The 24755-nt window shown below is 58.8% G+C and carries 21 protein-coding genes; 13 read left to right on the forward strand and 8 right to left on the reverse strand.

Annotation, left to right across the window (positions count from 1 at the left end; all coding sequences use genetic code 11):
* Nucleotides 1-229: 229 nt before the first annotated feature.
* The 4 genes from glnA to uvrA all read right to left on the reverse strand — a co-directional run bounded on the left by glnA (nucleotide 230) and on the right by uvrA (nucleotide 6088).
* On the reverse strand, nucleotides 230-1639 hold the full coding sequence (glnA, locus tag C5750_RS05050; protein ID WP_105732709.1) for a type I glutamate--ammonia ligase: 1410 nt from the start codon (nucleotides 1637-1639) through the stop codon (nucleotides 230-232).
* A gap of 73 nt (nucleotides 1640-1712) precedes the next feature.
* On the reverse strand, nucleotides 1713-2051 hold the full coding sequence (locus C5750_RS05055; RefSeq protein ID WP_008123000.1) for a P-II family nitrogen regulator: 339 nt from the start codon (nucleotides 2049-2051) through the stop codon (nucleotides 1713-1715).
* 237 nt (nucleotides 2052-2288) lie between these two features.
* A complete protein-coding gene (locus tag C5750_RS05060) occupies nucleotides 2289-3089 on the reverse strand; it encodes a DUF72 domain-containing protein (protein WP_105732710.1) in 801 nt (266 codons plus the stop codon).
* A 77-nt stretch (nucleotides 3090-3166) separates the two neighbouring features.
* Nucleotides 3167-6088, reverse strand: coding sequence for an excinuclease ABC subunit UvrA (gene uvrA, locus C5750_RS05065; protein ID WP_105732711.1), 2922 nt, complete (start codon nucleotides 6086-6088; stop codon nucleotides 3167-3169).
* 435 nt (nucleotides 6089-6523) lie between these two features.
* On the opposite strand from uvrA, the gene C5750_RS05070 reads away from it, so the two are divergent.
* The 3 genes from C5750_RS05070 to C5750_RS05080 all read left to right on the forward strand — a co-directional run bounded on the left by C5750_RS05070 (nucleotide 6524) and on the right by C5750_RS05080 (nucleotide 9084).
* Nucleotides 6524-7054, forward strand: a complete 531-nt coding sequence (locus tag C5750_RS05070) for a single-stranded DNA-binding protein (RefSeq protein WP_105732712.1) — start codon at nucleotides 6524-6526, stop codon at nucleotides 7052-7054.
* A 428-nt stretch (nucleotides 7055-7482) separates the two neighbouring features.
* The gene (locus C5750_RS05075; RefSeq protein ID WP_105732713.1) at nucleotides 7483-8541 is read left to right on the forward strand and encodes a LacI family DNA-binding transcriptional regulator; all 1059 of its coding nucleotides are present in this window, start codon (nucleotides 7483-7485) and stop codon (nucleotides 8539-8541) included.
* A 105-nt stretch (nucleotides 8542-8646) separates the two neighbouring features.
* Nucleotides 8647-9084 (forward strand): YqaA family protein, encoded by a 438-nt coding sequence (locus C5750_RS05080; protein WP_105732714.1) that lies wholly within the window; start codon nucleotides 8647-8649, stop codon nucleotides 9082-9084.
* 8 nt (nucleotides 9085-9092) lie between these two features.
* Here the strand turns inward: C5750_RS05080 and C5750_RS05085 are convergent, their stop codons facing one another.
* Nucleotides 9093-9500 carry a DUF2000 family protein gene (locus C5750_RS05085; RefSeq protein WP_105733120.1) on the reverse strand — a complete coding sequence of 136 codons (408 nt, stop codon included), beginning with the start codon at nucleotides 9498-9500 and terminating at the stop codon, nucleotides 9093-9095.
* Nucleotides 9501-9519: 19 nt separating this feature from the next.
* Here C5750_RS05085 and C5750_RS05090 point away from each other — a divergent pair, with 19 nt between their 5' ends.
* Nucleotides 9520-10413: an AraC family transcriptional regulator gene (locus C5750_RS05090; protein ID WP_245420984.1), complete on the forward strand. Its 894-nt coding sequence runs from the start codon at nucleotides 9520-9522 to the stop codon at nucleotides 10411-10413.
* 51 nt (nucleotides 10414-10464) lie between these two features.
* Nucleotides 10465-11760, forward strand: a complete 1296-nt coding sequence (locus tag C5750_RS05095) for an NAD(P)/FAD-dependent oxidoreductase (protein ID WP_105732716.1) — start codon at nucleotides 10465-10467, stop codon at nucleotides 11758-11760.
* Nucleotides 11761-11764: 4 nt separating this feature from the next.
* On the opposite strand, the gene C5750_RS05100 is transcribed toward C5750_RS05095, so the two are convergent.
* Nucleotides 11765-12394 carry a MarC family protein gene (locus tag C5750_RS05100; RefSeq protein ID WP_105732717.1) on the reverse strand — a complete coding sequence of 210 codons (630 nt, stop codon included), beginning with the start codon at nucleotides 12392-12394 and terminating at the stop codon, nucleotides 11765-11767.
* A 316-nt stretch (nucleotides 12395-12710) separates the two neighbouring features.
* Here C5750_RS05100 and gyrA point away from each other — a divergent pair, with 316 nt between their 5' ends.
* Nucleotides 12711-15431: a DNA gyrase subunit A gene (gyrA, locus tag C5750_RS05105; RefSeq protein ID WP_245421013.1), complete on the forward strand. Its 2721-nt coding sequence runs from the start codon at nucleotides 12711-12713 to the stop codon at nucleotides 15429-15431.
* On the opposite strand, the gene C5750_RS26500 is transcribed toward gyrA, so the two are convergent.
* Nucleotides 15428-15586 carry a hypothetical protein gene (locus tag C5750_RS26500; RefSeq protein WP_162800146.1) on the reverse strand — a complete coding sequence of 53 codons (159 nt, stop codon included), beginning with the start codon at nucleotides 15584-15586 and terminating at the stop codon, nucleotides 15428-15430. The genes gyrA and C5750_RS26500 overlap by 4 nt on opposite strands.
* Before the next feature lie 193 nt (nucleotides 15587-15779).
* Here C5750_RS26500 and coaD point away from each other — a divergent pair, with 193 nt between their 5' ends.
* The 5 genes from coaD to tgt are packed head-to-tail and all read left to right on the forward strand — an operon-like array spanning nucleotide 15780 to nucleotide 19653.
* The gene (gene coaD / locus C5750_RS05110) at nucleotides 15780-16271 is read left to right on the forward strand and encodes a pantetheine-phosphate adenylyltransferase (protein WP_105732719.1); all 492 of its coding nucleotides are present in this window, start codon (nucleotides 15780-15782) and stop codon (nucleotides 16269-16271) included.
* A 38-nt stretch (nucleotides 16272-16309) separates the two neighbouring features.
* The gene (locus C5750_RS05115) at nucleotides 16310-16894 is read left to right on the forward strand and encodes a peptidylprolyl isomerase (RefSeq protein ID WP_105732720.1); all 585 of its coding nucleotides are present in this window, start codon (nucleotides 16310-16312) and stop codon (nucleotides 16892-16894) included.
* Nucleotides 16895-16916: 22 nt separating this feature from the next.
* A complete protein-coding gene (locus tag C5750_RS05120) occupies nucleotides 16917-17426 on the forward strand; it encodes a peptidylprolyl isomerase (RefSeq protein ID WP_199537961.1) in 510 nt (169 codons plus the stop codon).
* A gap of 17 nt (nucleotides 17427-17443) precedes the next feature.
* On the forward strand, nucleotides 17444-18523 hold the full coding sequence (gene queA / locus C5750_RS05125; RefSeq protein ID WP_105732722.1) for a tRNA preQ1(34) S-adenosylmethionine ribosyltransferase-isomerase QueA: 1080 nt from the start codon (nucleotides 17444-17446) through the stop codon (nucleotides 18521-18523).
* Nucleotides 18520-19653 (forward strand): tRNA guanosine(34) transglycosylase Tgt, encoded by a 1134-nt coding sequence (gene tgt, locus C5750_RS05130; RefSeq protein ID WP_105733121.1) that lies wholly within the window; start codon nucleotides 18520-18522, stop codon nucleotides 19651-19653. Before queA ends, tgt begins: the two co-directional genes overlap by 4 nt.
* Here tgt and C5750_RS05135 read toward each other — a convergent pair whose 3' ends face one another.
* Entirely contained in the window at nucleotides 19654-20232 is a 579-nt protein-coding gene (locus tag C5750_RS05135) for a TetR/AcrR family transcriptional regulator (protein ID WP_105732723.1), read from the reverse strand. It lies immediately after the preceding gene.
* Between the two features lie 173 nt (nucleotides 20233-20405).
* Between C5750_RS05135 and C5750_RS05140 the strand changes: the two genes are divergently transcribed.
* Nucleotides 20406-21638, forward strand: coding sequence for an efflux RND transporter periplasmic adaptor subunit (locus tag C5750_RS05140; protein ID WP_105732724.1), 1233 nt, complete (start codon nucleotides 20406-20408; stop codon nucleotides 21636-21638).
* The gene (locus C5750_RS05145) at nucleotides 21635-24718 is read left to right on the forward strand and encodes an efflux RND transporter permease subunit (RefSeq protein WP_105732725.1); all 3084 of its coding nucleotides are present in this window, start codon (nucleotides 21635-21637) and stop codon (nucleotides 24716-24718) included. Before C5750_RS05140 ends, C5750_RS05145 begins: the two co-directional genes overlap by 4 nt.
* Nucleotides 24719-24755 lie beyond the last annotated feature (37 nt).

The raw sequence follows: 24755 nt of genomic DNA on the forward strand, positions 1-24755 counted from the left end.
TGCGGTTTAAACCGCTTGTCATCACCCTGGAAATGAAAAGAACCCGGACAGGCTGGCAAGTCTTGCTCCGGGTTCGATTCATCATCTAGGAAGAGGGAGGCGGGCGAAAGCTCGCCTCTCACTCCAAGGCAAATATATCATTCTTCCGCGATTTTTAAAGACCATACCTTGGTCTAACGAAAAACCCCGGGACATGCCCGGGGTTTTCCTTGTCGACAGACCGGTCCGGTCAGACCGAGTAGTACATGTCGTATTCAACGGGATGCGGGGTCATTTCATAGCGCATCACTTCGGCCATCTTCAGTTCGATGAAGCTGTCGATCTGGTCATCGTCGAACACGCCGCCGGCCTTAAGGAAGCCGCGATCCTTGTCGAGGCTCTGGAGCGCTTCACGCAGCGAACCGCAGACGGTCGGGATCTTCTTGAGTTCCTTGGCCGGAAGATCATAGAGATCCTTGTCCATGGGCTGGCCGGGATGGATCTTGTTCTTGATACCGTCGAGACCGGCCATCAGCATCGCAGCAAAGCCGAGATAGGGGTTGGCTGTCGGATCCGGGAAGCGGATTTCAACGCGCTTCGACTTCGGCGAGGAGCCGAACGGAATACGGCAGGAAGCCGAACGGTTGCGGGCGGAGTAAGCCAGCAGAACCGGTGCTTCGTAGCCCGGGACCAGACGCTTGTAGGAGTTGGTCGACGGGTTTGTGAAGGCGTTGATGGCCTTGGCATGCTTGATGATGCCGCCGATGAAGAACAGGCAGTTTTCCGACAGGCCGGCATATTCATTGCCAGCGAAGGTCGGCTTGCCATCTTTCCAGATCGACATGTGCACGTGCATGCCCGAACCATTGTCGCCGAAAATCGGCTTCGGCATGAAAGTGGCGGTCTTGCCATAGGCATTGGCAACCTGATGCACGACGTACTTGTAGATCAGCATCTTGTCGGCGTTACGGGTGAGGGCGTCGAACTTGATGCCCAGCTCGTGCTGTGCTGCGGCCACTTCGTGGTGGTGCTTTTCAACGCGAACGCCCATTTCGGTGAGAACCGTGAGCATTTCCGAACGCATGTCCTGGCAGGAATCGATCGGAGGAACCGGGAAATAACCGCCCTTGACGCGCGGGCGGTGGCCAAGGTTGCCGGTTTCATAGTCGGTGTCGTCGTTGGATGGCAGTTCGGTGGAGTCGAGCTTGAAGCCTGTATTGTACGGATCGGCCTTGTACTTCACGTCGTCGAAGACGAAGAATTCAGCTTCCGGGCCGACGAAGATGGTGTCGCCGACGCCTTCCGCCTTCATGTAGGCTTCGGCTTTCTTGGCGGTGCCGCGCGGATCGCGGTTGTAGGCTTCGCCGGAGACCGGGTCGAGAATGTCGCAGAGGATAACCATGGTCGACTGCGCAAAGAACGGGTCCATGTGCACCGTGTCGGTGTCAGGCATGAGAACCATGTCGGATTCATTGATGGCCTTCCAGCCGGCAATGGAGGAACCGTCGAACATGACGCCGTCGGCAAACATGTCTTCGTCCACTTCGGCAACGTCCATCGTCACATGCTGCAGCTTGCCCTTCGGGTCGGTGAAGCGAAGGTCAAGGAATTTTACATCATTGTCCTTGATCTGTTTGAGAATGTCTTTTGCGGTCGTCATGTCAATTTTCCTTGTTCAGCGACGATGATAGCGGATGGGCCGGTGCGCGGGCACCAGCAATGGGATAGCAGGGTCAGATGGCGTCGATACCGGATTCGCCGGTACGGATACGCACGACTTCCTCGATGTTGGAAACAAATATCTTTCCATCGCCGATACGGCCGGTCTGTGCGGCCTTGCGGATCGCTTCAATGGCTGCCTCGACGGACTCGTCGCCCAGAACGATCTCGACTTTCACCTTTGGCAGGAAGTCGACGACATATTCAGCGCCGCGATACAGTTCCGTATGGCCTTTCTGGCGGCCAAAACCCTTGGCCTCCGTCACGGTAATGCCCTGAAGCCCCACTTCCTGCAGTGCCTCTTTCACCTCATCCAGCTTGAATGGTTTGATGATGGCTTCAATTTTCTTCATCAGAGAATAAACTCCCTATGTATGGCGAGCGGACCTCTTGCCCGCTTGCACAACAAAAAGCAGGAAGCATGCCAAGTCGACCCCTAAAGCGAATTTATTCGAGGAATGGGATTTTACCGATGACAGGGCTGCGCGTTTTCTGAACTCCCTGCGATTTTGCCAAGACAACAAACATCCGGAAAAAGGCAGCGCTGATTAAAATATAAGCAATCTGCTTGTTAATTGGGCTTCTTGCCGTCAGAGGCGGTCTCTTAGCGCCTGGGCTGCCTGCGGCGCGCGCACTTTGCCCTCATGGATGAAATAGGCAAAAACATCGCGCGGCTGCTTGTCCGGTTTGGCCAGGGGAGCGGCCAGCGGCAGGTCATCAGGCGCATCGCCCTTTGCCCACAGTTTGACCCGCTCGGCCCACTGGTCGAGCTCTTTGGCCGGGTAAGCAGTCTCGATGGCGTCATCACCCTTCTGCAGGCGGGCATAGACGAAATCGGCGGTCACGTCGGCGAACTCCGGATAGTCGAAATGATGGGCATAGACCAGAGCGACGTTCTTCTTGCGCAGGAGCGCGATGAAATCAGGATCGATGAAGGAGGGGTGGCGCACCTCGACCGCGTGACGCAGGGCAATGCCGCCTTCCTTCCCGGGCAGCAGGTCAAGGAAGGCGCCAAAATCTTCGGCGTCGAACTTCTTGGTGGGGGCAAATTGCCAGAGCAGCGGCCCCAGCCGGTCGGCAAGTTCGGCGATGCCGGACTTGATGAAACGTTCCATCGACTCGCCAGCCTCCGCCAGAACGCGGCGATTGGTGACGAACCGGTTGCCCTTGACCGAAAAAATGAAACCGTTCGGCACCGAACTCGCCCATTTGGCGAAGGTTTCCGGCTTCTGCGTGCCGTAATAGGTGCTGTTGATCTCGATGGTGCTCAGATGCTGCCCGGCATATTCAAGCTCTTTGGCTTTCGACAGGCCCTTGGGATAGAAAGTGCCGCGCCAGGGTTCGAAAATCCAGCCGCCAATGCCTGTTCTGATCGTTCCGCTTGCGGTCATGATGGTATCCTCCCGTCAATCCGTATTCATTCAAACCGGCCATAAACAAAACCCGCCGTTTCCGGCGGGTTTGTCTGTTATTCCGCTGCCGCCTGGGCGCGATTGCCCGGCCGCCGTTGCAGCAGTTCCTTCAGGAACCTGCCGGTATAGGAGCGTGGTTCGGCCACGATATCCTCGGGGCGTCCGACGGCAACGATCTCGCCGCCGCCATCGCCGCCTTCGGGGCCAAGATCGATGACCCAGTCCGCCGTCTTGATGACTTCGAGATTGTGCTCGATGACAACAACCGTATTGCCCTGGTCAACAAGCTCGTGCAGAACTTCAAGAAGCTTGGCCACATCATGGAAATGCAAGCCTGTTGTCGGTTCGTCGAGGATATAGAGCGTGCGTCCGGTTGCCTTGCGTGACAATTCCTTGGCGAGCTTGATGCGCTGGGCTTCGCCGCCGGACAGCGTATTGGCCTGCTGGCCGACATGGATGTAGCCAAGGCCGACTTTTGCCAGCGTCTGCAGCTTGTCGCGCACGGCGGGAACGGCGGAGAAGAACTCCGCGCCTTCCTCGACCGTCATGTCGAGCACATCGGCGATGGATTTGCCCTTGAACAACACTTCCAGCGTTTCGCGGTTGTAGCGCTTGCCGTGGCACACGTCACAGGTGACATAGACATCGGGCAGGAAGTGCATCTCGATCTTGATCACGCCATCGCCCTGGCACGCCTCACAGCGGCCGCCCTTGACGTTGAACGAGAACCGCCCCGGCTGGTAGCCGCGCGCCTTGGCCTCCGGCAGACCGGCGAACCAGTCGCGGATCGGGGTGAACGCACCGGTATAGGTGGCGGGATTGGAGCGCGGCGTGCGGCCGATCGGCGACTGGTCGATGTCGATGACCTTGTCGAGGAATTCCAGACCGTCGATGCGGTCATGGTCCGCCGGTTGCTCGCGCGAACCCATGATGCGGCGCGAGGCCGATTTGAACAGGGTTTCGATGAGGAAGGTGGACTTGCCGCCGCCGGACACGCCGGTCACGGCCGTAAAGGTGCCAAGCGGAATTTCCGCCGATACATTCTTAAGATTGTTGCCGCGCGCGCCGACAATCTTGATGCGCTTTTTGTTCAGCTTGCGCCGTTCGGACGGCACGGCCACCTCGATGGCGCCGGACAGATATTTGCCGGTCAGCGATTTCGGGCTGGCCATGATATCGGCCGGTGTCCCGGAAGCGATGATTTCACCGCCATGGATGCCGGCAGCCGGCCCGATATCGACGACATAGTCGGCGGTGAGGATCGCGTCCTCGTCATGCTCCACGACGATCACGGTGTTGCCGAGGTCGCGCAGGTGCCGCAGCGTCTTCAGAAGCTGCTCGTTGTCGCGCTGATGCAGGCCGATGGACGGCTCATCCAGAACATAGAGCACGCCGGTCAAGCCGGAGCCGATCTGCGACGCCAGACGGATACGCTGGCTCTCACCGCCCGACAGCGTGCCGGAATTGCGCGACAGAGCGAGATAATCCAGCCCGACATCATTGAGGAAGCGCAGGCGCTCGCGAATCTCCTTGAGGATGCGTGCGGCGATTTCGGTCTGCTTGTCATTAAAGCTCTTGTCGATATCGCTGAACCAGGCATCCGCATGGCGGATCGACTTTTCAGTGATCTGGCCGATATGCAGGCCGCCAATCTTCACGGCCAGTGCTTCCGGCTTCAGGCGATAGCCGCCGCAGGCCGGGCAGGGCGTGCCGGACATGAAGCGCTCGATTTCCTCGCGCGACCAGGCCGAATCCGTTTCCTTCCAGCGGCGCTCCAGATTGGGAATGACACCTTCGAAGGGTTTTGTCGTCTTGTAGGAGCGCAGACCATCATCATAGGAAAAATGCACCTCGCGGCTGCCGGTGCCGTAGAGAATGGCCTTCTGCGCTTCCTCATTGAGGTCGCGCCAGCGGTCGCCCAGCTTGAAGCCGTAGCTGCCGCCGAGAGCGTCCAATGTCTGGTTGTAATAGGGCGAACTTGACTTCGACCACGGAGCAATGGCGCCGTTCTTCAGCGTCAGGCTTTCATCGGGCACGATCAGGTTGGGGTCGATGGCCTTCTGGGTGCCCAGACCATCGCAGGTCGGGCAGGCACCGAACGGATTGTTGAACGAGAACAGGCGCGGTTCGATTTCGGCGATGGTGAAACCGGAGACCGGGCAGGCGAACTTTTCCGAGAACATCAAACGCTCATGCGTCTCGTTCTTGGATTTGTTGGCCGATTCGCCGGATGTCTCGTCAGCGGGCAGCGGCTTGTCGGCGAACTCCGCCAGGGCAATGCCATCGGCAAGCTTGAGCGCGGTTTCAAGGCTGTCGGCCAGACGCGCTGATATATCGGGGCGGACGACGACGCGGTCGACGACCACGTCAATGTCGTGCTTGTATTTCTTGTCGAGCGCGGGAACGTCGGCGATCTCATAGAATATCCCGTCGACCTTCACGCGCTGGAAGCCGCGCTTCTGCAGATCGGCCAGTTCCTTGCGGTATTCGCCTTTGCGGCCGCGCACGATGGGTGCGAGAATGAACAGGCGCGTGCCTTCATCCTGCGCCAGAACACGGTCCACCATCTGGCTGACGGTCTGGCTTTCAATCGGCAGGCCGGTCGCCGGCGAATAGGGAATGCCGACGCGGGCATAGAGCAGGCGCAGATAGTCGTAGATTTCCGTGACGGTGCCGACGGTGGAGCGCGGATTGCGGCTCGTCGTCTTCTGCTCGATGGAGATAGCCGGAGACAGACCGTCGATCTGGTCGACATCGGGCTTCTGCATCATCTCCAGAAACTGCCGGGCATAGGCCGACAGGCTCTCGACATAACGCCGCTGACCTTCCGCATAGATGGTATCGAAGGCAAGCGAAGATTTGCCCGATCCCGACAGGCCCGTCATGACAATCAGCTTGTCGCGCGGCAGGTCGAGATCAATGTTCTTCAAATTGTGTTCGCGGGCACCACGAATGGATATAAATTTCTGATCGCTCATGACTGTCACGCCGTTATGGGGGAGGAACTGGCTCGCTGGCCGGAGTCTTTCCCTTATTTAGAAAGTTTCCAGCAGATTGCGAGGCCGTACCTGGGTTGGAATCACCATAGCCATGTTGACATCCATAGAGCAAGTGATAGAACAAAAAAAGAACAAATATTGCGCGCGGGGTAAAACCGGCGTAAAATCCTTGGGTTCCGTGCCTGACACGCCAGACAGGTGCGGGATGAGGGTACTGAATGGATGGTGCCTGCGCAAAGCCTACTGACAGATTTGTCAGGAGAGTGTCAGTTGCCACTCAATTGTCAGGAGGCTGGCGGCATCGAAGGTGCGATCGAGCAGTATTTTGTGGATAGAGCCAGACAGTTGGCCGCGGGGTGAGCGGTTTCTGTATGATGGCGCAAAATCGAAAAGCTAATTTTGTGGAGTATTTTTATGGCTGGCAGTGTCAACAAAGTAATTTTGGTCGGCAATCTTGGCGCTGATCCGGAAGTCCGGCGTCTTGGTTCCGGCGATCCCGTCGTCAATCTGCGCATTGCCACCTCGGAAAGCTGGCGCGACAAGAACAGTGGCGAGCGCAAGGAAAAGACCGAATGGCACAGTGTCGTCATTTTCAACGACAACCTGGCCAAGGTGGCTGAACAGTACTTGAAGAAGGGCATGAAGGTTTATCTGGAAGGCGCGCTGCAGACCCGCAAGTGGCAGGATCAGACCGGCAATGACCGCTATTCGACGGAAATCGTCCTGCAGAAATTCCGCGGCGAATTGCAGATGCTCGATTCCCGCGGCGAGGGTGCCGGTTCTGGCGGCGGCCGCTCGTTCGACAATTCGAGCCGGGGCCAGGTCTCCGACAATGGCGATTATGGTTCGGACTTCGGCCGTTCCAACGCATCGTCGTCCAGCAGCGGCGGCGGCAATGCAGGCGGCAATTTCTCGCGCGATCTCGACGACGAAATTCCGTTCTGAGCCAGGCCGTTAGGTCAAGCCCCAGGAACCAGTGTCAGCGCCCGCATGTCTGCGGGCGTTGACATTTTTTGGAAAGCCGTCCGGTTTCACTTCTCGAAAATTCGGTTTGCCGGGAAGATGGACGGCGCGCGCATAGGGCAGTGATAAAGCTGTAAATCCGCGTGGCATATCCCTTGCGGTGCCCATGGCGTGGAAAGGGTGGCGCCGGCCGCCGCAAACCGGATGGTTTTCCCCAGCGCTGATCATAAATTTCCCTGAAGAGATAACTTGCCGGTATCATTTGCTCTCTCATTTTGAATCGGTTCAATTTTAAATCGGATATGGGAATTGAATCGGTTCAATACTATGCCTTGTCATTTGAATGTCAAGCATGATTGAATCGATACAACCCTGTGCTAAGCTGATTGCTGTCGATGGGAGGGATTTGATTGGTAAAGGGCAAGATCAGGCTGGCGGATATCGCCAAGGCAGCGGGCGTATCACAGGGAACGGCATCGAATGTCTTCAGCCGGCCGGACGTGGTCCGGGACGAAGTGCGCGAGCATGTCCTGGCGGTGGCCAAGAACCTCGGTTACGCCGGCCCAAGCGTGACAGGCCGGCTTCTGAGAGCCGGAAAGGTCAATGCGATCGGCGTGGCAGCCATCGAACCACTGGCGTATTTTTTTGACGATCCGTGGGCAAGGGCGTTTTTGGCGGCGCTTGCCGAGGTGTGCGATGCCAAGGGCACAGGTCTGACCCTGGTGTCGGCCAGAAACCAGCAGCGGCTGAGCTGGAACATCAAGAGCGCGCTCGTCGACGGATTTGTTCTGCTCTGTGTCGAGGGCGGGGAACGGCTTGTCGAACTCACGCGGGAGCGGCAGCTGCCTTTCGTCAGCCTGGCGCTGGGTGTCGATGATCCGTCCATCCCGGCAATCGGTGTGAACAATGTCGACGGGGCGGCAGCGGCCGCGCATCATCTGACGGCGCTGGGCCACCGGCGTTTTGTCATCCTTTCCACCGAATTCACGGATGATCATGTCGGGCGCATCGATGTGCACGACATTGAGCGCGGCGTTTATTCGACCTCGCGCGACCGGGCAGCCGGATATTGGCGTGCCCTGGCGCAGGCCGGTATCGCCCGGGAGACGGTTCCGGTGTTCGAAACCCAGAACGACCGGCAAAGCGTCCATGCCTGTCTGGAGCAGGTTTTCGCCGCTGCCGAGCATCCGACGGCCATTCTTGCCATGTCCGATAACATCGCCATGCTGGCAATGGCGTGGCTTGCCGATCGGGGGCTGACTGTTCCCGATGATATCTCCATCATCGGCTTTGACGGTGTACCGGAAGGCGGCATCTGCAAGCCGGGCCTCACCACCATGGCACAGCCTTTCCAGGAGCTGGCTTTGCGCGCCGTGCGCGCCATTCTCGATGATGCCATGCCAGAGGAACGCGAGATCATCGCGGTAAAACTGATTGAGCGCGGCAGCACCGCCGCGCCAAAAGCTTGACACAGAGCACAGCGGGCACCATCAGACTGCCGGTCATGCCTGTCTCTCATTTTGTTTTCCCCGGTCCCATGGATTTTCAACCGCAGTTTCAGGTGCCGCCAGATCATGCTCGTTGATCTGGGCGTCTATGCCGGCCTGTTCGCGGCGGCGTTTGTCGCTGCAACCATTTTGCCGATGCAATCCGAAGCGCTGCTTGGCGGACTGCTGCTCACCCATACCTATCCGGCGGCCGCCTTGATCGCTGTCGCCAGCGTGGGCAATATCCTTGGATCGGTGGTCAATTGGCTGCTCGGGCGCGGGATCGACCAGTTCCGACACAGGCGATGGTTTCCCGCGAGCGAAGCGCAGCTCGACCGTGCCACGGGCTGGTACCAGCGCTATGGCAAGTGGACCCTGCTGTTGAGCTGGGCACCCGTGATCGGCGATCCGCTGACGGTGATTGCCGGAGTACTGCGTGAGCCGCTGTGGCGCTTTGTGCTGCTGGTGTCCATTGCCAAGACGGCGCGGTATCTTGTGGTATTTGCTCTCGTATCCGGCTGGTAGCGCCGGTGCTACGGGTGCATTCTGGCGCCTTTGGTGATCTTGTCGATGATCTTCTTTTCCGCGCGCAACGCAATGCCGACAACCCTCGCATCATCCGGCGCAAACCGGGCAAACATGGCACGATTGGCCTGGTCATACCCGGTTGAAAACATCTCCTCGATGTACAGGCAGGATTTGACCTCGCGTTCAAGCGAGCGGCGGTGGATGGTTGACAGGGTTGCCTGATCCGCCGTGAGCACGATCAGCGGCTGGATGGGCAGGGGATGGTAGTGGTAGCCTGCGCGGTCGATATAGGGGTCGCCGATCAAACCGGGAAATTGGGCGACAAGGCCGCTCGTCAGGAACGATGAAACGTTGAGTTTCTGCCAGGTCGCAAGATCATCACGCACGACAATTGCAATTTTCGTATCAAACACCAAATCTAGGTCTCCATTCATGGATCGAGTCTGCCGGATGCCGGGTGAAAATCTAAAAGAGGAAGTGCTGCGCGGTCTTGGACGTTTGTGCGAGCGTCCGGCGCACGATGCCATCCTGTCGGCACCGTCCAATCCGGGTGTCGAGCGCATGGAAGCGCGCTTCACCGGCGACGCATTCGAACCGCACCGGCACGATACCTATGCCATCGGCGTGACACTGCACGGCATCCAGACATTCCGCTATCGCGGGGAAAAGCGGCAAAGCCTTCCCGGCAACATCATGGTTCTGCATCCCGACGAGGTGCATGATGGCGGGGCAGGCACCGATGACGGCCTGCACTACCGGATGATTTATCTCGAACCGGCACTGGCTATCGAAGCCCTTGGTGCCGATCGTGCCATGCTGCCTTTCGTGCGGGAGCCGGTCTTTTCCGATGCGCCGCTTGTCTCGGCCATATCGGCGGCGTTCGGCAATCCCGATGCGCAAATGGATGAATTGCTGGTCGATGACATCGTGTCGCGGCTGACGCTGGGATTGGCGCGCCATGCCAGGCAGCCGGTGAAACCGATGGGCAGGCCTGCGGTGAGGCAGGCGGGAATGGCACGCGACTATCTTGCGGACAATGCCCTGCGGCTGGTGCGCTCGCGGGAGCTGGAGGCCGTCAGCGGCCTCGACCGTTACACGCTGTCGCGGCATTTTCGCAGCCTCTATGCCACCAGTCCGCATCGCTTCCTGCTGATGCGCCGCCTGCAGCACGCCAAAGAGCTGATGAAACGGGGCGTGCCGCTGGCGGAAATCGCGGCGGAAACCGGATTTACCGACCAGAGCCATCTCAACCGGCAGTTCAAGAAAGCCTTTGGCATGACGCCGGGACGGTGGGCCACGTTGACCACCGCAAGCCGCGATGTTTGACCTTTCCACCCGAGGTCTGATACGTGTTGTGCAGTGCACAAGGAGCCTGTCATGACAGACACCGCAACGCCCCCCAACACCCCGCACCGGGTGGTCATCGTCGGAGCCGGATTCGGCGGCCTGGAAGCCGCCAATTCGCTGCGCAATGCGGATGTCGCCGTCACCGTCGTTGATCAGCGCAATCACCATCTGTTCCAGCCGCTGCTCTATCAGGTCGCGACATCGACGCTGGCGACTTCGGAAATTGCCTGGCCCATCCGGCATCTCCTGCGTAAATACAAAAATATCAAGACATTGCTTGGAACTGTTGAAAGCGTGGATACGGCTGCGCGCACCATTTCAACCGCCGATGGCGAGGTCATTGCCTATGACACGCTGGTGCTGGCGACGGGCGCGCGCCATGCCTATTTCGGCCATGACGACTGGGAACCCTTTGCGCCGGGGCTGAAGACACTCGAAGATGCCACGACCATCCGCAGGCGTATTCTGACCGCCTTTGAAAAGGCCGAGCGCGAGCCGGATCCGGCGCGCCGGGCGGCATTGCTGACCTTCGTCATCATCGGCGCCGGTCCGACGGGTGTGGAAATCGCCGGAACGATTGCCGATCTCGCCCGTGATACGCTGAAAGGCGAGTTTCGCGTCATTGATCCCGCCACGGCGCAGGTGATCCTGATCGAAGGCGGAGCGCGCGTGCTTGGCGCCTTTGCGCCTGATCTCTCGGCCTATGCGCAGCGTGCGCTCGAAAAGCTCGGCGTGCAGGTGCATCTGGGCAATCCCGTGATGAAATGCACGGCGGACGGCGTGGAATATGCCGGGAAATTCGTCGGCGCGGCCACGATCATCTGGGCTGCGGGTGTTCAGGCATCGCCGGCGGCGAAATGGCTTGACGTACCGGCGGACCGGGCAGGGCGTGTTGTCGCCAACGACGATCTGACTGCTCCGGGACATCCGGATATCTTTGTCATCGGTGATACGGCAACGGTCAAGAATGGGGACAAGGGCACGGTTCCCGGCATTGCGCCCGCCGCCAAGCAGCAGGGAATCCATGTGGCAAAAGCCATCAGGGCGCGATTGGCCGGGGATATCGCGCCAAAACCCTTCCGCTACCGCCATGCGGGTGATCTTGCAACGATCGGCAAGCGGGCGGCGGTGACGGATTTCGGCTGGATCAAGTTCAAGGGCTATGTGGCCTGGTGGCTGTGGGGCCTCGCGCACATCTATTTTCTCATCGGCGTGCGCAACCGTCTTGCCGTGGCCATGAGCTGGTTATGGATTTCGGTGAGCGGCACGCGCAGCGCCCGCCTGATCACGCAGAAGGATGCGGCGGACGAAGATCACCTGAAATAGCCATCTATGTGGTGATGAAGGTTTTGATGCCGTCGGCCACGAACTGCACCGCCAATGCCGCGAGGATGACGCCCAGAAGGCGTGTGAGGATCGAACGGCCTGTTTCACCCAGAAAGCGGTCGACGCGCTCAGCGAGGAAAAATACGACATAGGATGCGGCGATGCAGATCAGGATGATGCCGATCAGCGCCAGCCGCGAGGTTGGCTCGGACAAGGTGCCGGCAAGCAGGATTGTTGCCGAAATGGCGCCGGGCCCGGCAATCAGCGGAATGGCCAGCGGAAAGGCAGCGATATTGCGGATATGGTCCTTGGTGATGGCGACCGTGGCGCTCTTCTCGTGGCGCTCCTGGCGCTTTTCGAAAATCATCTCGAAGGCGATCCAGAACAGGAGCAGGCCGCCCGCGATACGGAAGGCGCCGATGGTAATGCCGAACAGCGCCAGAATCTGCGCGCCCGCTATGGCGAAGATCGTCAGCACGACAAAGGCGGTGATGCTGGCACGCAGGGCGACCTGACCGCGCTCCTTGCGATTCATGCCCCTGGTCAGCGCCAGAAACAGCGGCGCCAGTCCCGGTGGATCGATCGTTACCATGAGGGTAACGAGCGCATTGAGCAGGGTGTCATAAAGCGCCACGATTTTGCTTTTCTTCTCTGATTGAAGCTGAGCCAGAGTAGCGGATTCGCGGTTAAACGTCGATAAAGTTGGGATTTTGCAACCAAGTTTTTCACTGATTGAAATGAACTGTTGTATCCTATTGAAAACAAAGGGTTTTCAGCTGTGTATTGCGGTGCCTCCGGTTGGCTTTTGCCTTGAAAAGCCGCTATAAGATGAAGATTGATTCTATACGAAAGATGAGTGCCTCGTGTCTGAACTAACCCCACCATCCGGCCCAGAAGACGATAAACCAGGCGGAAATTTCGGCATTGAGCCAATTTCCATTATCGAGGAGATGCAAAGCTCCTATCTCTCCTATGCCATGAGCGTGATTGTCAGCCGCGCACTGCCCGACGTGCGTGACGGCCTGAAGCCAGTGCACCGGCGCATTCTGCATGCGATGAACGAAATGGGCCTGTCCTGGAACAGGTCCTACCGTAAATCTGCCGGTGTGGTCGGTGAAGTCATGGGTAAATACCATCCCCATGGCGACGCCTCGATCTATGACGCCTTGGTGCGCATGGCGCAGGACTGGTCGCTGCGCGATCCGCTGGTCGACGGGCAGGGCAATTTCGGCTCCATCGACGGCGATTCCCCGGCGGCGATGCGTTACACCGAGTGCCGTCTCGAAAAAGTGACGGAATCCCTGCTTGAGGATATCGACAAGGAAACGGTCGATTTCCAGGACAATTATGACGGCCGCGAACAGGAGCCGGTGGTTCTTCCCGCCCGTTTCCCCAACCTTCTGGTCAATGGCTCCGGCGGTATTGCCGTGGGCATGGCCACCAATGTTCCGCCGCACAATCTGGCTGAAGTGATCAATGGCTGCATTGCCCTGATCGACAATCCCGCCATCGATTTGCCGGAACTGATGGAAATCATTCCCGGTCCGGATTTCCCGACAGGCGGCATTATTCTCGGCCGTTCCGGCATCCATTCCGCCTACAGCACCGGCCGCGGCTCGATCCTGATGCGCGGCAAGGTCGCCATCGAGAGCATGCGCGGCGATCGCGAAGCCATCATCATCACCGAAGTGCCTTATCAGGTGAACAAGGCGACGATGATCGAAAAGATGGCCGATCTCGTGCGCGAAAAGCGCATCGAGGGCATTTCGGACATTCGCGACGAGTCCGATCGTGACGGTTACCGCGTGGTCGTCGAACTGAAGCGCGATGCCGTCGCCGATGTCATCGTCAACCAGCTCTATCGTTTCACCCCGCTGCAATCCTCGTTCGGCGCCAATATGGTGGCGCTCAATGGCGGCAAGCCGGGCCTGCTGAACCTGATGGATATCCTGCGTGCATTCGTTGCTTTCCGCGAGGAAGTGGTCAGCCGCCGCACGAAATTCCTGCTGCGCAAGGCGCGCGACCGCGCGCATGTGTTGGTCGGTCTCGCCATTGCGGTCGCCAATATCGACGAGATCATTGCGCTGATCCGCCAGGCGCCCGATCCGGCAACGGCGCGCGATCAGCTGATGGAGCGCCGCTGGCCTGCCAATGACGTGGCGCCGCTGATCACGCTGATTGCCGATCCGCGCCACACGCTCAATGACGACAATACCTACAATCTGTCGGAAGAGCAGGCACGCGCCATTCTTGATCTGCGCCTGCAGCGCCTGACCGCCCTCGGGCGCGATGAAATCGCCGATGAACTCAACAGGATCGGCGTTGAAATCAAGGATTATCTCGAAATCCTTGCCTCGCGCCTGCGCATCATGACCATTGTCAAGGACGAACTTGCTGCCATCCGCGACGAGTTCGGCACACCCCGCCGCACGGAACTGACCGATGGCGGCGCTGACATGGATGATGAAGACCTGATCGCCCGGGAAGACATGGTCGTGACCGTCAGCCATGCCGGCTATATCAAGCGCGTGCCATTGACGACCTATCGCGCACAGCGCCGCGGCGGCAAGGGCCGCTCCGGCGTGACCATGAAGGACGAGGATTTCGTCACGCGGCTGTTCGTGGCCAACACCCACACGCCCATGCTGTTCTTCTCGTCGCGCGGCATTGTCTATAAGGAAAAGGTCTGGCGCCTGCCGATCGGCACGCCGCAGTCACGCGGCAAGGCATTGATCAACATGCTGCCGCTGGAGCAGGGCGAACGTATCACGACAATCATGCCGCTGCCCGAAGACGAGGCAAGCTGGACCAATCTCGACGTCATGTTTGCCACGACGCGCGGCACCGTGCGCCGCAACAAGCTGTCCGACTTCGTTCAGGTCAACCGCAACGGCAAGATTGCGATGAAGCTGGAGGAAGAGGGCGATGAGATCCTCGGCGTCGATACCTGTGATGAGTTCGACGATGTGCTTTTGACCGCTGCCGGCGGCCAGTGCATCCGCTTCCCCGTCACCGATGTGCGTGTGTTTGCCGGCCGTAACTCCATCGGTGTGCGCGGCATTACGCTGGCCCCGGGCGATACGCTGATCTCAATGGCTATCCTGGGGCACGTGGATGCAACACCAGCCGAACGTTCTGCCTATCTGAAGCAGGCAGCAGCGGACCGGCGTGCCCAGGGAGCCGATGATGTCGAGGAAATCGCGCTGGTTGGCGAAGAAGCCACCGATGTGGCCGATCTCAATGCCGAGCGCTATGCCGAATTGCGTGACCGCGAGCAGACAGTCCTGACCGTCAGCGAATATGGTTACGGCAAGCGCTCGTCATCGTATGAATTCCGTGTTTCCGGACGCGGCGGCAAAGGCATTCGCGCCACCGATACGTCGAAGACCGACGAGATCGGCAAGCTTGTGTCGCTGTTCCCGGTCGAGGCTTCGGATCAGATCCTGCTGGTTTCGGATGGCGGCCAGCTCATCCGCGTGCCGGTCAACGGCATTCGCGTCGCCGGACGCTCCACCAAGGGCGTGACGATCTTCAATACGGCCGATGGTGAGAAGGTTGTTTCGGTCGAGCGGATTTCGGAAACCGACAGCGATGACGAAGAGCTTGAGGCAGTCATTCCTGCCGAAGGCGGAGCCGAGACGGCAGGGGAAAGCGGTTCTGACGAAAGTTAGAACCGCGGATGGTCGTTCTGACCGTTCATGGGATAAACACCGAAGCGGGATGTCTTGACTTTGGCTTCCCGCTTTTTGTTTTCTTCCAGCATCATGACGACGGCGGAAACCATCATCGCGATCATCATGCCTACACTCAGAAGTACAAACATCATTTATCCCTTCAATCTTCAGCTTTCCTATGGTTAACAACGCAGTAGGGGCCAAAAGGTTTCATTTACTGTGTTCTTTATAGTTGGCGGGAACTGAATGCTTGCTGATTACCCCGTTCATCTTCCGTTCATTTATCATGGAGGGAGCAGTGCTTCCGGCCATTGAAAGCGCCCGATAAAACGGTTAGGAGACGGTATGACAATCGCGATTTATGCCGGATCCTTCGACCCGATCACCAATGGACATATGGATGTCCTGCAGGGCTCGCTACGCCTTGCCGACAAGGTATTTGTCGCCATTGGCATTCATCCGGGCAAGGCGCCGCTGTTTTCCTTCGATGAGCGCGTGGACCTGATCAAACGGGTGGCTGCGGACGTTTTCGGCAAGGACAGCCAGCGGCTCGAGGTCATCTCCTTCGATGGCCTGCTGATCGATGCCGCCCGCAAACACGGGGCTTCGCTCATGGTGCGCGGCCTGCGGGACGGCACGGATCTCGATTATGAAATGCAGATGGCCGGCATGAACGGCACGATGGCGCCGGAACTGCAAACCGTGTTCCTGCCGGCTGATCCTTCGGTTCGCACGATTACTGCCACATTGGTTCGCCAGATTGCGGCCATGGGCGGCGACGTCCGGCATTTTGCTCCCGCTCTTGTCGCCGAGGCGCTCAGGGCCAAATTCAAATAGGGCTTTCTTCTCATCCCCATCCTTTGGAGACTTTCTTCATGTCCGTATTTCGCACTGCGCTTCTTGTGGCAGCCGTTTCTTCCCTGTCTTTTGCTGCTTTGACCCCAAGCTGGGCCGATGACCAGAACACCATGACGATCAAGCTGAAGGACGGCGACGTCAAGATCGAGCTGCGCCCTGACCTTGCCCCCAAGCATGTCGAGCAGATCAAGGCGCTGGCCAAGGAAGGCGCTTACAATAGCGTCGTGTTCCACCGCGTCATTCCCGGCTTCATGGCCCAGACCGGTGACGTGCAGTATGGCAACACCGAAAAGGGCTACAATCAGGCTGCCGCAGGAACCGGCGGCTCGAAGCGCCCGGACCTGCCGGCCGAATTCTCGAAGGAACCATTCGTGCGCGGCACCGTCGGCATGGCGCGCTCCTCCAACCCGAATTCTGCCAATTCCCAGTTCTTCATCATGTTCGACAAGGGCGCGTTCCTGAATGGCCAGTATACGGTCGTCGGCAAGGTGACGAGCGGTATGGAAGCCGTCGACAAGATCAAAAAAGGCAATGAAGCGCAGAATGGCGCCGTTGAAAATCCGGACAAGATGATCAAGGTCACTGTCGGTCCGGCAAAGTAGTCTAACAAAGGAGATGCCGGAAATGGCTTACAAAGATCCAGAAAACACGATCCTGCTCGAAACCACCAAGGGCAATGTCGTCATCGAACTCTATCCCGATCTCGCACCCGGCCATGTCGAGCGCATCAAGGAACTGGCACGCGAAGGCGCCTATGACGGCGTCGTCTTCCACCGCGTCATCGACGGTTTCATGGCCCAGACCGGCGATGTGAAGTTCGGCAAGAAGGGCGGCTCGTCCTTCAATCCATCGCGCGCCGGCATGGGCGGTTCGGAAAAGCCCGACCTGAAGGCAGAGTTCTCCAATGCCAATCATGGCCGCGGTGCTTGCTCGATGGCCCGTTCGCAGAACCCGAATTCCGCCAATTCCCAGTTCTTCATCTGCTTTGACGATGCGGGCTTCCTCAATCGCCAGTACACGGTTTGGGGCCAGGTCATCGAAGGCATGGACAATGTCGACAAGATCAAGCGCGGCGAGCCTGTGCAGGACCCGGATTCGATCGTTTCCATGCGCGTTGCCGCAGACGCCGAATAAGATCGCATTGACAGACCATGCGTGTTGATCTTTTCGATTTTGATCTGCCGGAAGAAAACATCGCATTGAGACCTGCAGAGCCGCGCGATTCAGCGCGGCTTTTGCTTGTGAAAGCGGACAGTTCCGGATTTGACGACAGCAGCGTTCGCAATCTCGGCGATTTTCTGCGCCCCGGCGATGCTCTTGTCTTCAATGATACCAAGGTGATACCCGCACAGCTTGAAGGGTTTCGCGAGCGCGAAGGCGTCAAAGCCCAGGTCAGCGCGACGCTGCACATGCGGGCGGGACCGGATCGCTGGAAAGCCTTTTTGCGTCCGGCAAAACGCATCAGGCAGGGCGAGCGGATCGATTTCGGCCACGGCAACAATGCCTGCCTGCTCGGGTCGTTGCAGGCGACGGTCGCCGAAAAGGGCGATGCGGGTGAAGCCTTGCTGGTGTTTGACTTCAGCGGCGCCGATCTCGATCAGGCCATCGCGGCGGTGGGGCATATTCCATTGCCGCCCTATATCGCCTCCAAACGGGCCGAAGATGGCCGCGACAAGGAGGATTATCAGACTGTCTATGCCCGTGAGGAAGGTGCCGTTGCCGCACCGACTGCGGGACTGCATTTTACCCCTGATTTGCTGGATGATCTGAAAAAGCGCGGCATCGAAGAGCATTTCGTCACGCTGCATGTGGGCGCGGGCACGTTCCTGCCGGTTAAAGCGGACGATACCGCAGACCACAAGATGCACGCGGAAATCGGCCATGTGGACCAGAAGACGGCGGATGCACTCAATGCGGTGAAGGCGCGGGGCGGGCGCATTGTCAGCGTCGGCACGACGTCGCTGCGTCTGCTCGAAAGCGCGACGGGTGAAGACGGCATCATCCGGGCATGGTCGGGCCCGACGGATATTTTCATCACGCCGGGTTACAAGTTTCGGGCTGTCGATCTGCTGATGACCAATTTCCATCTGCCGAAATCCACCCTGTTCATGCTGGTTTCGGCCTTCAGCGGCTTTGAGCGCATGCATGCAGCCTATGCCCATGCGATCAAAAATCACTACCGCTTCTATTCCTATGGCGATGCAAGCCTGTTATGGCGATCCGCATCATGACAGAAAATTTCGAATTCAAGCTGATTGCAACCGATGGCAAGGCCCGGCGCGGTGAAATCACCATGCCGCGCGGCACCGTCCGCACACCTGCCTTCATGCCGGTTGGCACGGCCGGCACGGTCAAGGCCATGTATATGGACCAGGTTGCCGAGCTTGGCGCCGATATCATTCTCGGCAATACCTATCATCTGATGCTGCGCCCGAGCGCAGAACGGATTGCAAAACTGGGTGGCCTGCATGATTTCGCCCGCTGGCCCGGTCCGATCCTGACGGATTCCGGCGGTTTCCAGGTCATGTCGCTGGCGCAGCTGCGCAAGCTTGATGAAAAGGGCGTGACTTTCCGCTCGCATATCGATGGGCGTGCCCACGAGATGAGCCCGGAGCGTTCGATCGAAATCCAGGGGCTGCTTGACTCCGATATCCAGATGCAGCTCGATGAATGCGTGGCCCTGCCGGCAACGCCAAAGGATATCCAGCGCGCCATGGAACTGTCGCTGCGCTGGGCCGAGCGCTGCAAGACGGCATTCGGCACCCAGCCGGGCAAAGCCATGTTCGGCATCGTGCAGGGTGGCGATGTGCCGGATCTGCGCATCCGCTCGGCGCAGGCGCTGAAGGCAATGGACCTGAAGGGATATGCCGTCGGCGGTCTTGCGGTCGGCGAACCGCAGGAGGTCATGCTCGACATGCTGGATGTGACCTGTCCCGAGCTTCCCGAGGAAAAGCCGCGCTATCTCATGGGCGTCGGTACGCCCGACGACATCCTGAAATCCGTGGCGCGCGGCATCGACATGTTCGATTGCGTCATGCCGACACGGGCAGGGCGGCATGGCCTCGCCTTTACCCGCCGCGGCAAGGTCAATCTGCGCAATGCGCGCCATGCGGACGATCCGCGCCCGCTGGATGAGGAATCCTCATGCCCGGCCGCGCGCGATTACAGCCGCGCCTATCTGCATCATCTGGTCAAATCGGGTGAAGCGCTGGGCGGCATGCTGCTGACATGGAACAATCTGGCCTATTACCAGCAGCACATGCAGGGTATCCGCAATGCCATCGAAGCAAAACGTTTCGATGCTTTCAGCGCGGAAACCCAGGCCGCGTGGGCCGAGGGCGACATCAAGCCCTATGCGTGATCAGCCGCCAGCAGGCTGGGACGGCTTGTCGGGGTCGCATGGCGCGAAGAGCTGACGCAGGCCGTCAATGGCGGCGATCTGGTCTTCGTGGGTGAGAGTGTCCATATCCAGCAGCTTCAAACTGCGTAAACCCTCGATGGTCAGGAAAGCGATGAGAGCCATGGTCGGGTCCTCCGAGTTCTCCTTCATGCGATCCAACAATTGCTTGTTGTAGCGCCGGATCGGATCAATGAAGCTCGGATCATTGGCAATGGCTGCCAGAATGCCCGACGGCTCCGGCTCATTGAGCACAAATTCAGCGCGATAGACCTCGATGCAGGCTTGAACAACACTGTTCACCTTGTGGTTGCGCCGTGCTTCCTGCATGCGCAGGGATTCGTCAAATTCAGCGACGTGGTGTTCGACCAGTGCTTCCAGAAGCTTGGCCTTGGTCGGGAAGGTGTAGAGCAGGCCGCCCTTCGACAGCCCGGCGCGCCGTGCGACCGCATCAAGGGAGAGATGGACCGGACCAACCTCCATGGCAATTTCCGCAGCAGCCTGCAGAATCTTATCTTTGGTGGTGAGAGTGGCCGCCCGCATTCCGTTCCTTTTTCTACAACTTTGCGTCCATAAGGGATTCCGCTTCTATTGACTTTACCGTCCGGACGGTACAGTAAAGTGCGCGTGGCAATCAAGTCCACATCACGTTATTCTCATTTGACAGGCTAGCAACATACTTTGCTGGCCATTGTTTTGTTGCGGAGCGGTTCCTGATGATTAAGCGCTACATTCTACCCGTGATCATTCTCATTTTGGTCGTGGTGCTTGCCGGAGGGCTGGTCTGGTTCAACTATTTCCGCGACGGAATGATCAAGCAGTTCTTCGCAACCATGCAGCAGCCGGCACAATCCGTCTCAACCTACACGGTTGAGCCCGTTGTCTGGACGCCGAATATCGAAGCCATCGGTACCGTCAGCGCCATTCAGGGTGTCGAGCTGGCCGTGGAAGTCGCCGGTATCGTCAAGGACATCCCGTTCACGGCCAATGATACCGTGGAGAAGGGCGCGCCGCTGCTGCAACTGGATGACGCCATCGAAAAGGCCGATATCGTCGCCGCCAAGGCGCAGGACGTGCTGAACGACCAGACACTGGCCCGTGCCCGCACCCTGAATACACGCGGTGTCGGTGCGGAATCCAATGTGGATACGGCGCAGGCCGCATCGCTGGCCAAGAAAGCTGAGATTGCCAAGCTGGAAGCCGTGATGGAGCAGAAGCTGCTCAAGGCGCCGTTCAAGGGCACGGTCGGCATTCCGCGCATCGAACTCGGCCAGTATCTGTCGCCGGGCACGGTGGTGGTGTCGCTGCAGGACCTGTCCACCATGCGCGTGGATTTCACCGTCAACGAACAGAACCTCAATCTGATCAAGATGGGGCAGCTGATCAAACTCAGCCTTTCGGACGCCGACAAGCCATATGAAGGCCAGATTACGGCGATCGAACCGCGTATCGATCCATCGACCCGTCTGGTTTCGGTGCGCGCGAAGGTTGATAATCCGGAAGGCAAGTTGCGGCCCGGCCAGTTTGCTCAGGTGCGTGTCGAACTTCCCAAGGAAGAAGGCGTCTTCACCCTGCCGCAGACGGCACTCGTCTCCAGCCTCTATGGTGACTACATCTATGTCGTTCGTCCGGCACCCGACGCAGCCAAGCCAGCCGATGCGGCCAAACCGGCAGATGCGGCCAAGCCAGCAGCGGATGCAGCGAAGCCCGCAGACGCCGCCAAGCCTGATGCAGCTGCCGAGAAAAAAGAGCCCAAGCTTGTCGTTGCACAGGTTTTCGTCAAGCCCGGCCGCCGTTCCGGCCTCCTGGTTGAAATCACCAAGGGTCTGAACAAAGGCGACATCGTTGTGACAGCCGGTCAGAACCGCCTCAATCCCGGTTCGGTGGTCACAATCGTCAATGACGTGAACCCAGCAAACACAACCGATTCAGGACTGCCCAAGAAATGAATTTTTCAGAAGTTTTCATTCGCCGTCCCGTTCTATCGACGGTTGTCGCTTTGATGATCATTCTGCTTGGCGCGCAGGGTCTGACGAATCTGTCGATTCGTCAGTACCCCAAGGTCGAGGAAACGGCCATCACCGTCACGACGGCCTATGCCGGGGCAAGTGCCGATCTTATTCAGGGATTTATCTCTGCGCCCATCGCCAATGCGGTGACCACGACGGAAAACATTGACTATGTGACGTCGTCCTCGTCACCGTCGTCGAGCACCGTCACCGTTCACATGAAGCTTGGCTCCAATCCTGATGCGGCGTTGACCGAGGTCATTTCCAAGGTCAACCAGGTGCGCGGCAATCTGCCCAAGGAGGCGGATGATCCCGTCATCACCAAGGGTACGGGCCAGAATTTCGCGACGATGTACCTCGCCGTGCAAAACCCGAACATGACAAGCGAGCAGATCACCGAATATCTGCAGCGCGTCATCCAGCCACGCATGTCGACCATTCAGGGCGTTGCCAACGCGCAGATTCTGGGCGGTCAGGTGTTCTCGATGCGCGTCTGGATCGATCCGGTCAAGATGGCCGCGCATACGACGACGGCGTCCGAAGTGCTGGCTGCCATCAATCAGTCCAACTTCCTGTCGGCGCCGGGCAAGGTGCAAAACCTCTACACGGCGTCGCCGATTACGTTGAAGACCACATTGCAGACACCGGAAGCCTTCGGTGCCCTGCCCATCAAATCCGACGCCAAGAGCATCGTGCGCTTGCGTGATATCGCCCGGATCGAGCTTGGTGCGGTGAGCACGGATACGCGTGTGACCTTCAACGGCTCGAGCGGTACGTTTATCGGTATTTTCCCGACACCGTCGGCTAACCCGCTGGATATGACGGCCGCCGTACGCAAGGAACTGCCGTCGATTCAGGCAACGCTGCCGGACGGCATGACCATGATCATGCTTTACGATTCGACCGAACAGATCAGTTCGTCAGTCGATGAAGTGTACAAGACCATCGGTGAAGCCGTGCTCATCGTTGTTCTGGTGATCCTTCTGTTCCTGGGATCGTTCCGCTCCGTCATCATTCCGGTGGTCACGATTCCGATTTCGCTGGTCGGCGTGTGCTTCTTCCTGTTCCTGCTGGGCTATTCGATCAACCTTCTCTCCCTGCTGGCGATGGTTCTGGCCATCGGTCTCGTCGTGGACGACGCGATCGTTGTTCTGGAAAACATCCACCGCCACATTGAAGAGGGGCTGAAGCCGCTCGATGCCTCGCTCAAGGGCATGCGGGAAATCACCGGACCGATCATCGCGATGACGATCACGCTTGCTGCCGTTTTCGCGCCGCTTGGTTTTACCGCCGGTCTTACCGGTGCGCTGTTCCGCGAATTCGCGTTCACGCTCGCCGGTGCGGTTATCATTTCCGGTGTCGCGGCTTTGACGGTTTCGCCGATGATGTGCGCGCTGTTGCTGAAACCCGGCAATCACAGCCGCTTCCAGCGCATCGTGGACAGAAGCTTCAGCTGGCTGGAAGGTGCCTATGAACGGCGCGTTGCCGGGTCGCTGGCCTTCCGTCCGGTGACATTGCTCATCGTTATCATTCTGGTGGCTTTGACAGGGTTTCTGTTTACCAAAACGGCATCCGAACTGGCACCGGAAGAAGATGGCGGCTTCCTGGTATCGCTGGTCAATGCGCCGCAATATGCAACGACCGACTATACGCTGCTCTATGCCAACCAGATCGACGCTCTGACGAAGGATCTGCCGGAGCTTAAGGCCCGCTTCAACATTGCCGGCCTTGGCACGACGAATTCCGCCTTTGCCATCTGGGTGTTCAAGGATTGGTCACAGCGCACCAAGTCGCAGAAGCAGCTTCAGCAGGAACTGCAGAAGAGGATTGCGCCGGTGGCGGGTGCGCAGGCCTACATCTTTGCCCTGCCGACCCTTCCGGGCAGCGGCGGCGGCTTGCCGATCTCCGTGGTCCTTCAATCAACCGGTCCAGCGGACAAGGTGTTTGAAATTTCCGAAGAGGTGAAGCGCCAGGCTCAGGCGTCCGGCAAGTTCATTGTCGTGCAGAATTCCCTGTCCTTCAATGCGCCACAGACGACGGTAACGATTGACCGCGACCGCGCGGCAGCGCTGGGCGTGCCGGTGAGCGACATCGGCCAGACGCTTGGTCTGCTTGTCGGCGGCGGCAAGATTGCCAAGTTCGACCGCGATTCCAACAGCTATGACATCATTCCGCAGGTTCCGCAGGATTTCAGATCGAATCCTGAAAGCCTCGGCCAGTATTTTGTCAAAAGCGCTTCGGGTGACATGGTGCCGTTGTCGGCCGTGGTCAAAATCGTGCAGAACGCGGCTCCGGCAGCCATCGAGCAGTTCAACCAGCTGAACTCGGCGACGATCTCGGCTTTGCCGATGCCTGGTGTGTCGACCGGTGAAGGCCTGCAGACGGTCATCAATACGGCGCGTCCGTTGATGCCGGATGGGTTCTTCCTGGATTACATCGGCCAGTCGCGCCTGGAAATCACCCAGGGCAACACGATCCTCATTGCCTTCATTCTGGCTGTTGTCGTGATTTACCTGGTGCTTGCGGCGCAGTTCGAAAGCTTCCGCGATCCGTTCATCATCATGATGTCGGTGCCCTTGTCGATCTTCGGTGCGATTGTTCCGCTGAACATGGGGCTGGGAACGCTGAACATCTACACGCAGGTGGGGCTGATCACGCTGGTCGGGCTGATTACCAAGCACGGTATTCTCATGGTGGAATTTGCCAACCAGCAGCGGGAACTGCATGGGATATCGCGGCATGATGCGATCATTCTGGCCGCCAAGACCCGTCTTCGCCCGATCCTGATGACGACGGCCGCCATGGCGCTCGGCGTTATCCCGCTGATCACGGCGACCGGTGCGGGTGCCGCGGCCCGTTACTCCATCGGTCTGGTGATTTTCTCCGGCATCCTGGTTGGAACGATCTTCACGCTCTTCGTCGTGCCGATGTTCTACACCTTCATTTCGCATAAGGATCATAAGGCTGAGCCAGCCGCGGCGCCTGTGCCAAACGGGGATGCCCAGTTCGGCCGCACCTGACCGGTTGAACGCTGCACAACAAAAAGCCTCCGAACCT

Source organism: Phyllobacterium myrsinacearum (genome assembly GCF_002980555.1).
Classification (GTDB): domain Bacteria; phylum Pseudomonadota; class Alphaproteobacteria; order Rhizobiales; family Rhizobiaceae; genus Phyllobacterium; species Phyllobacterium myrsinacearum.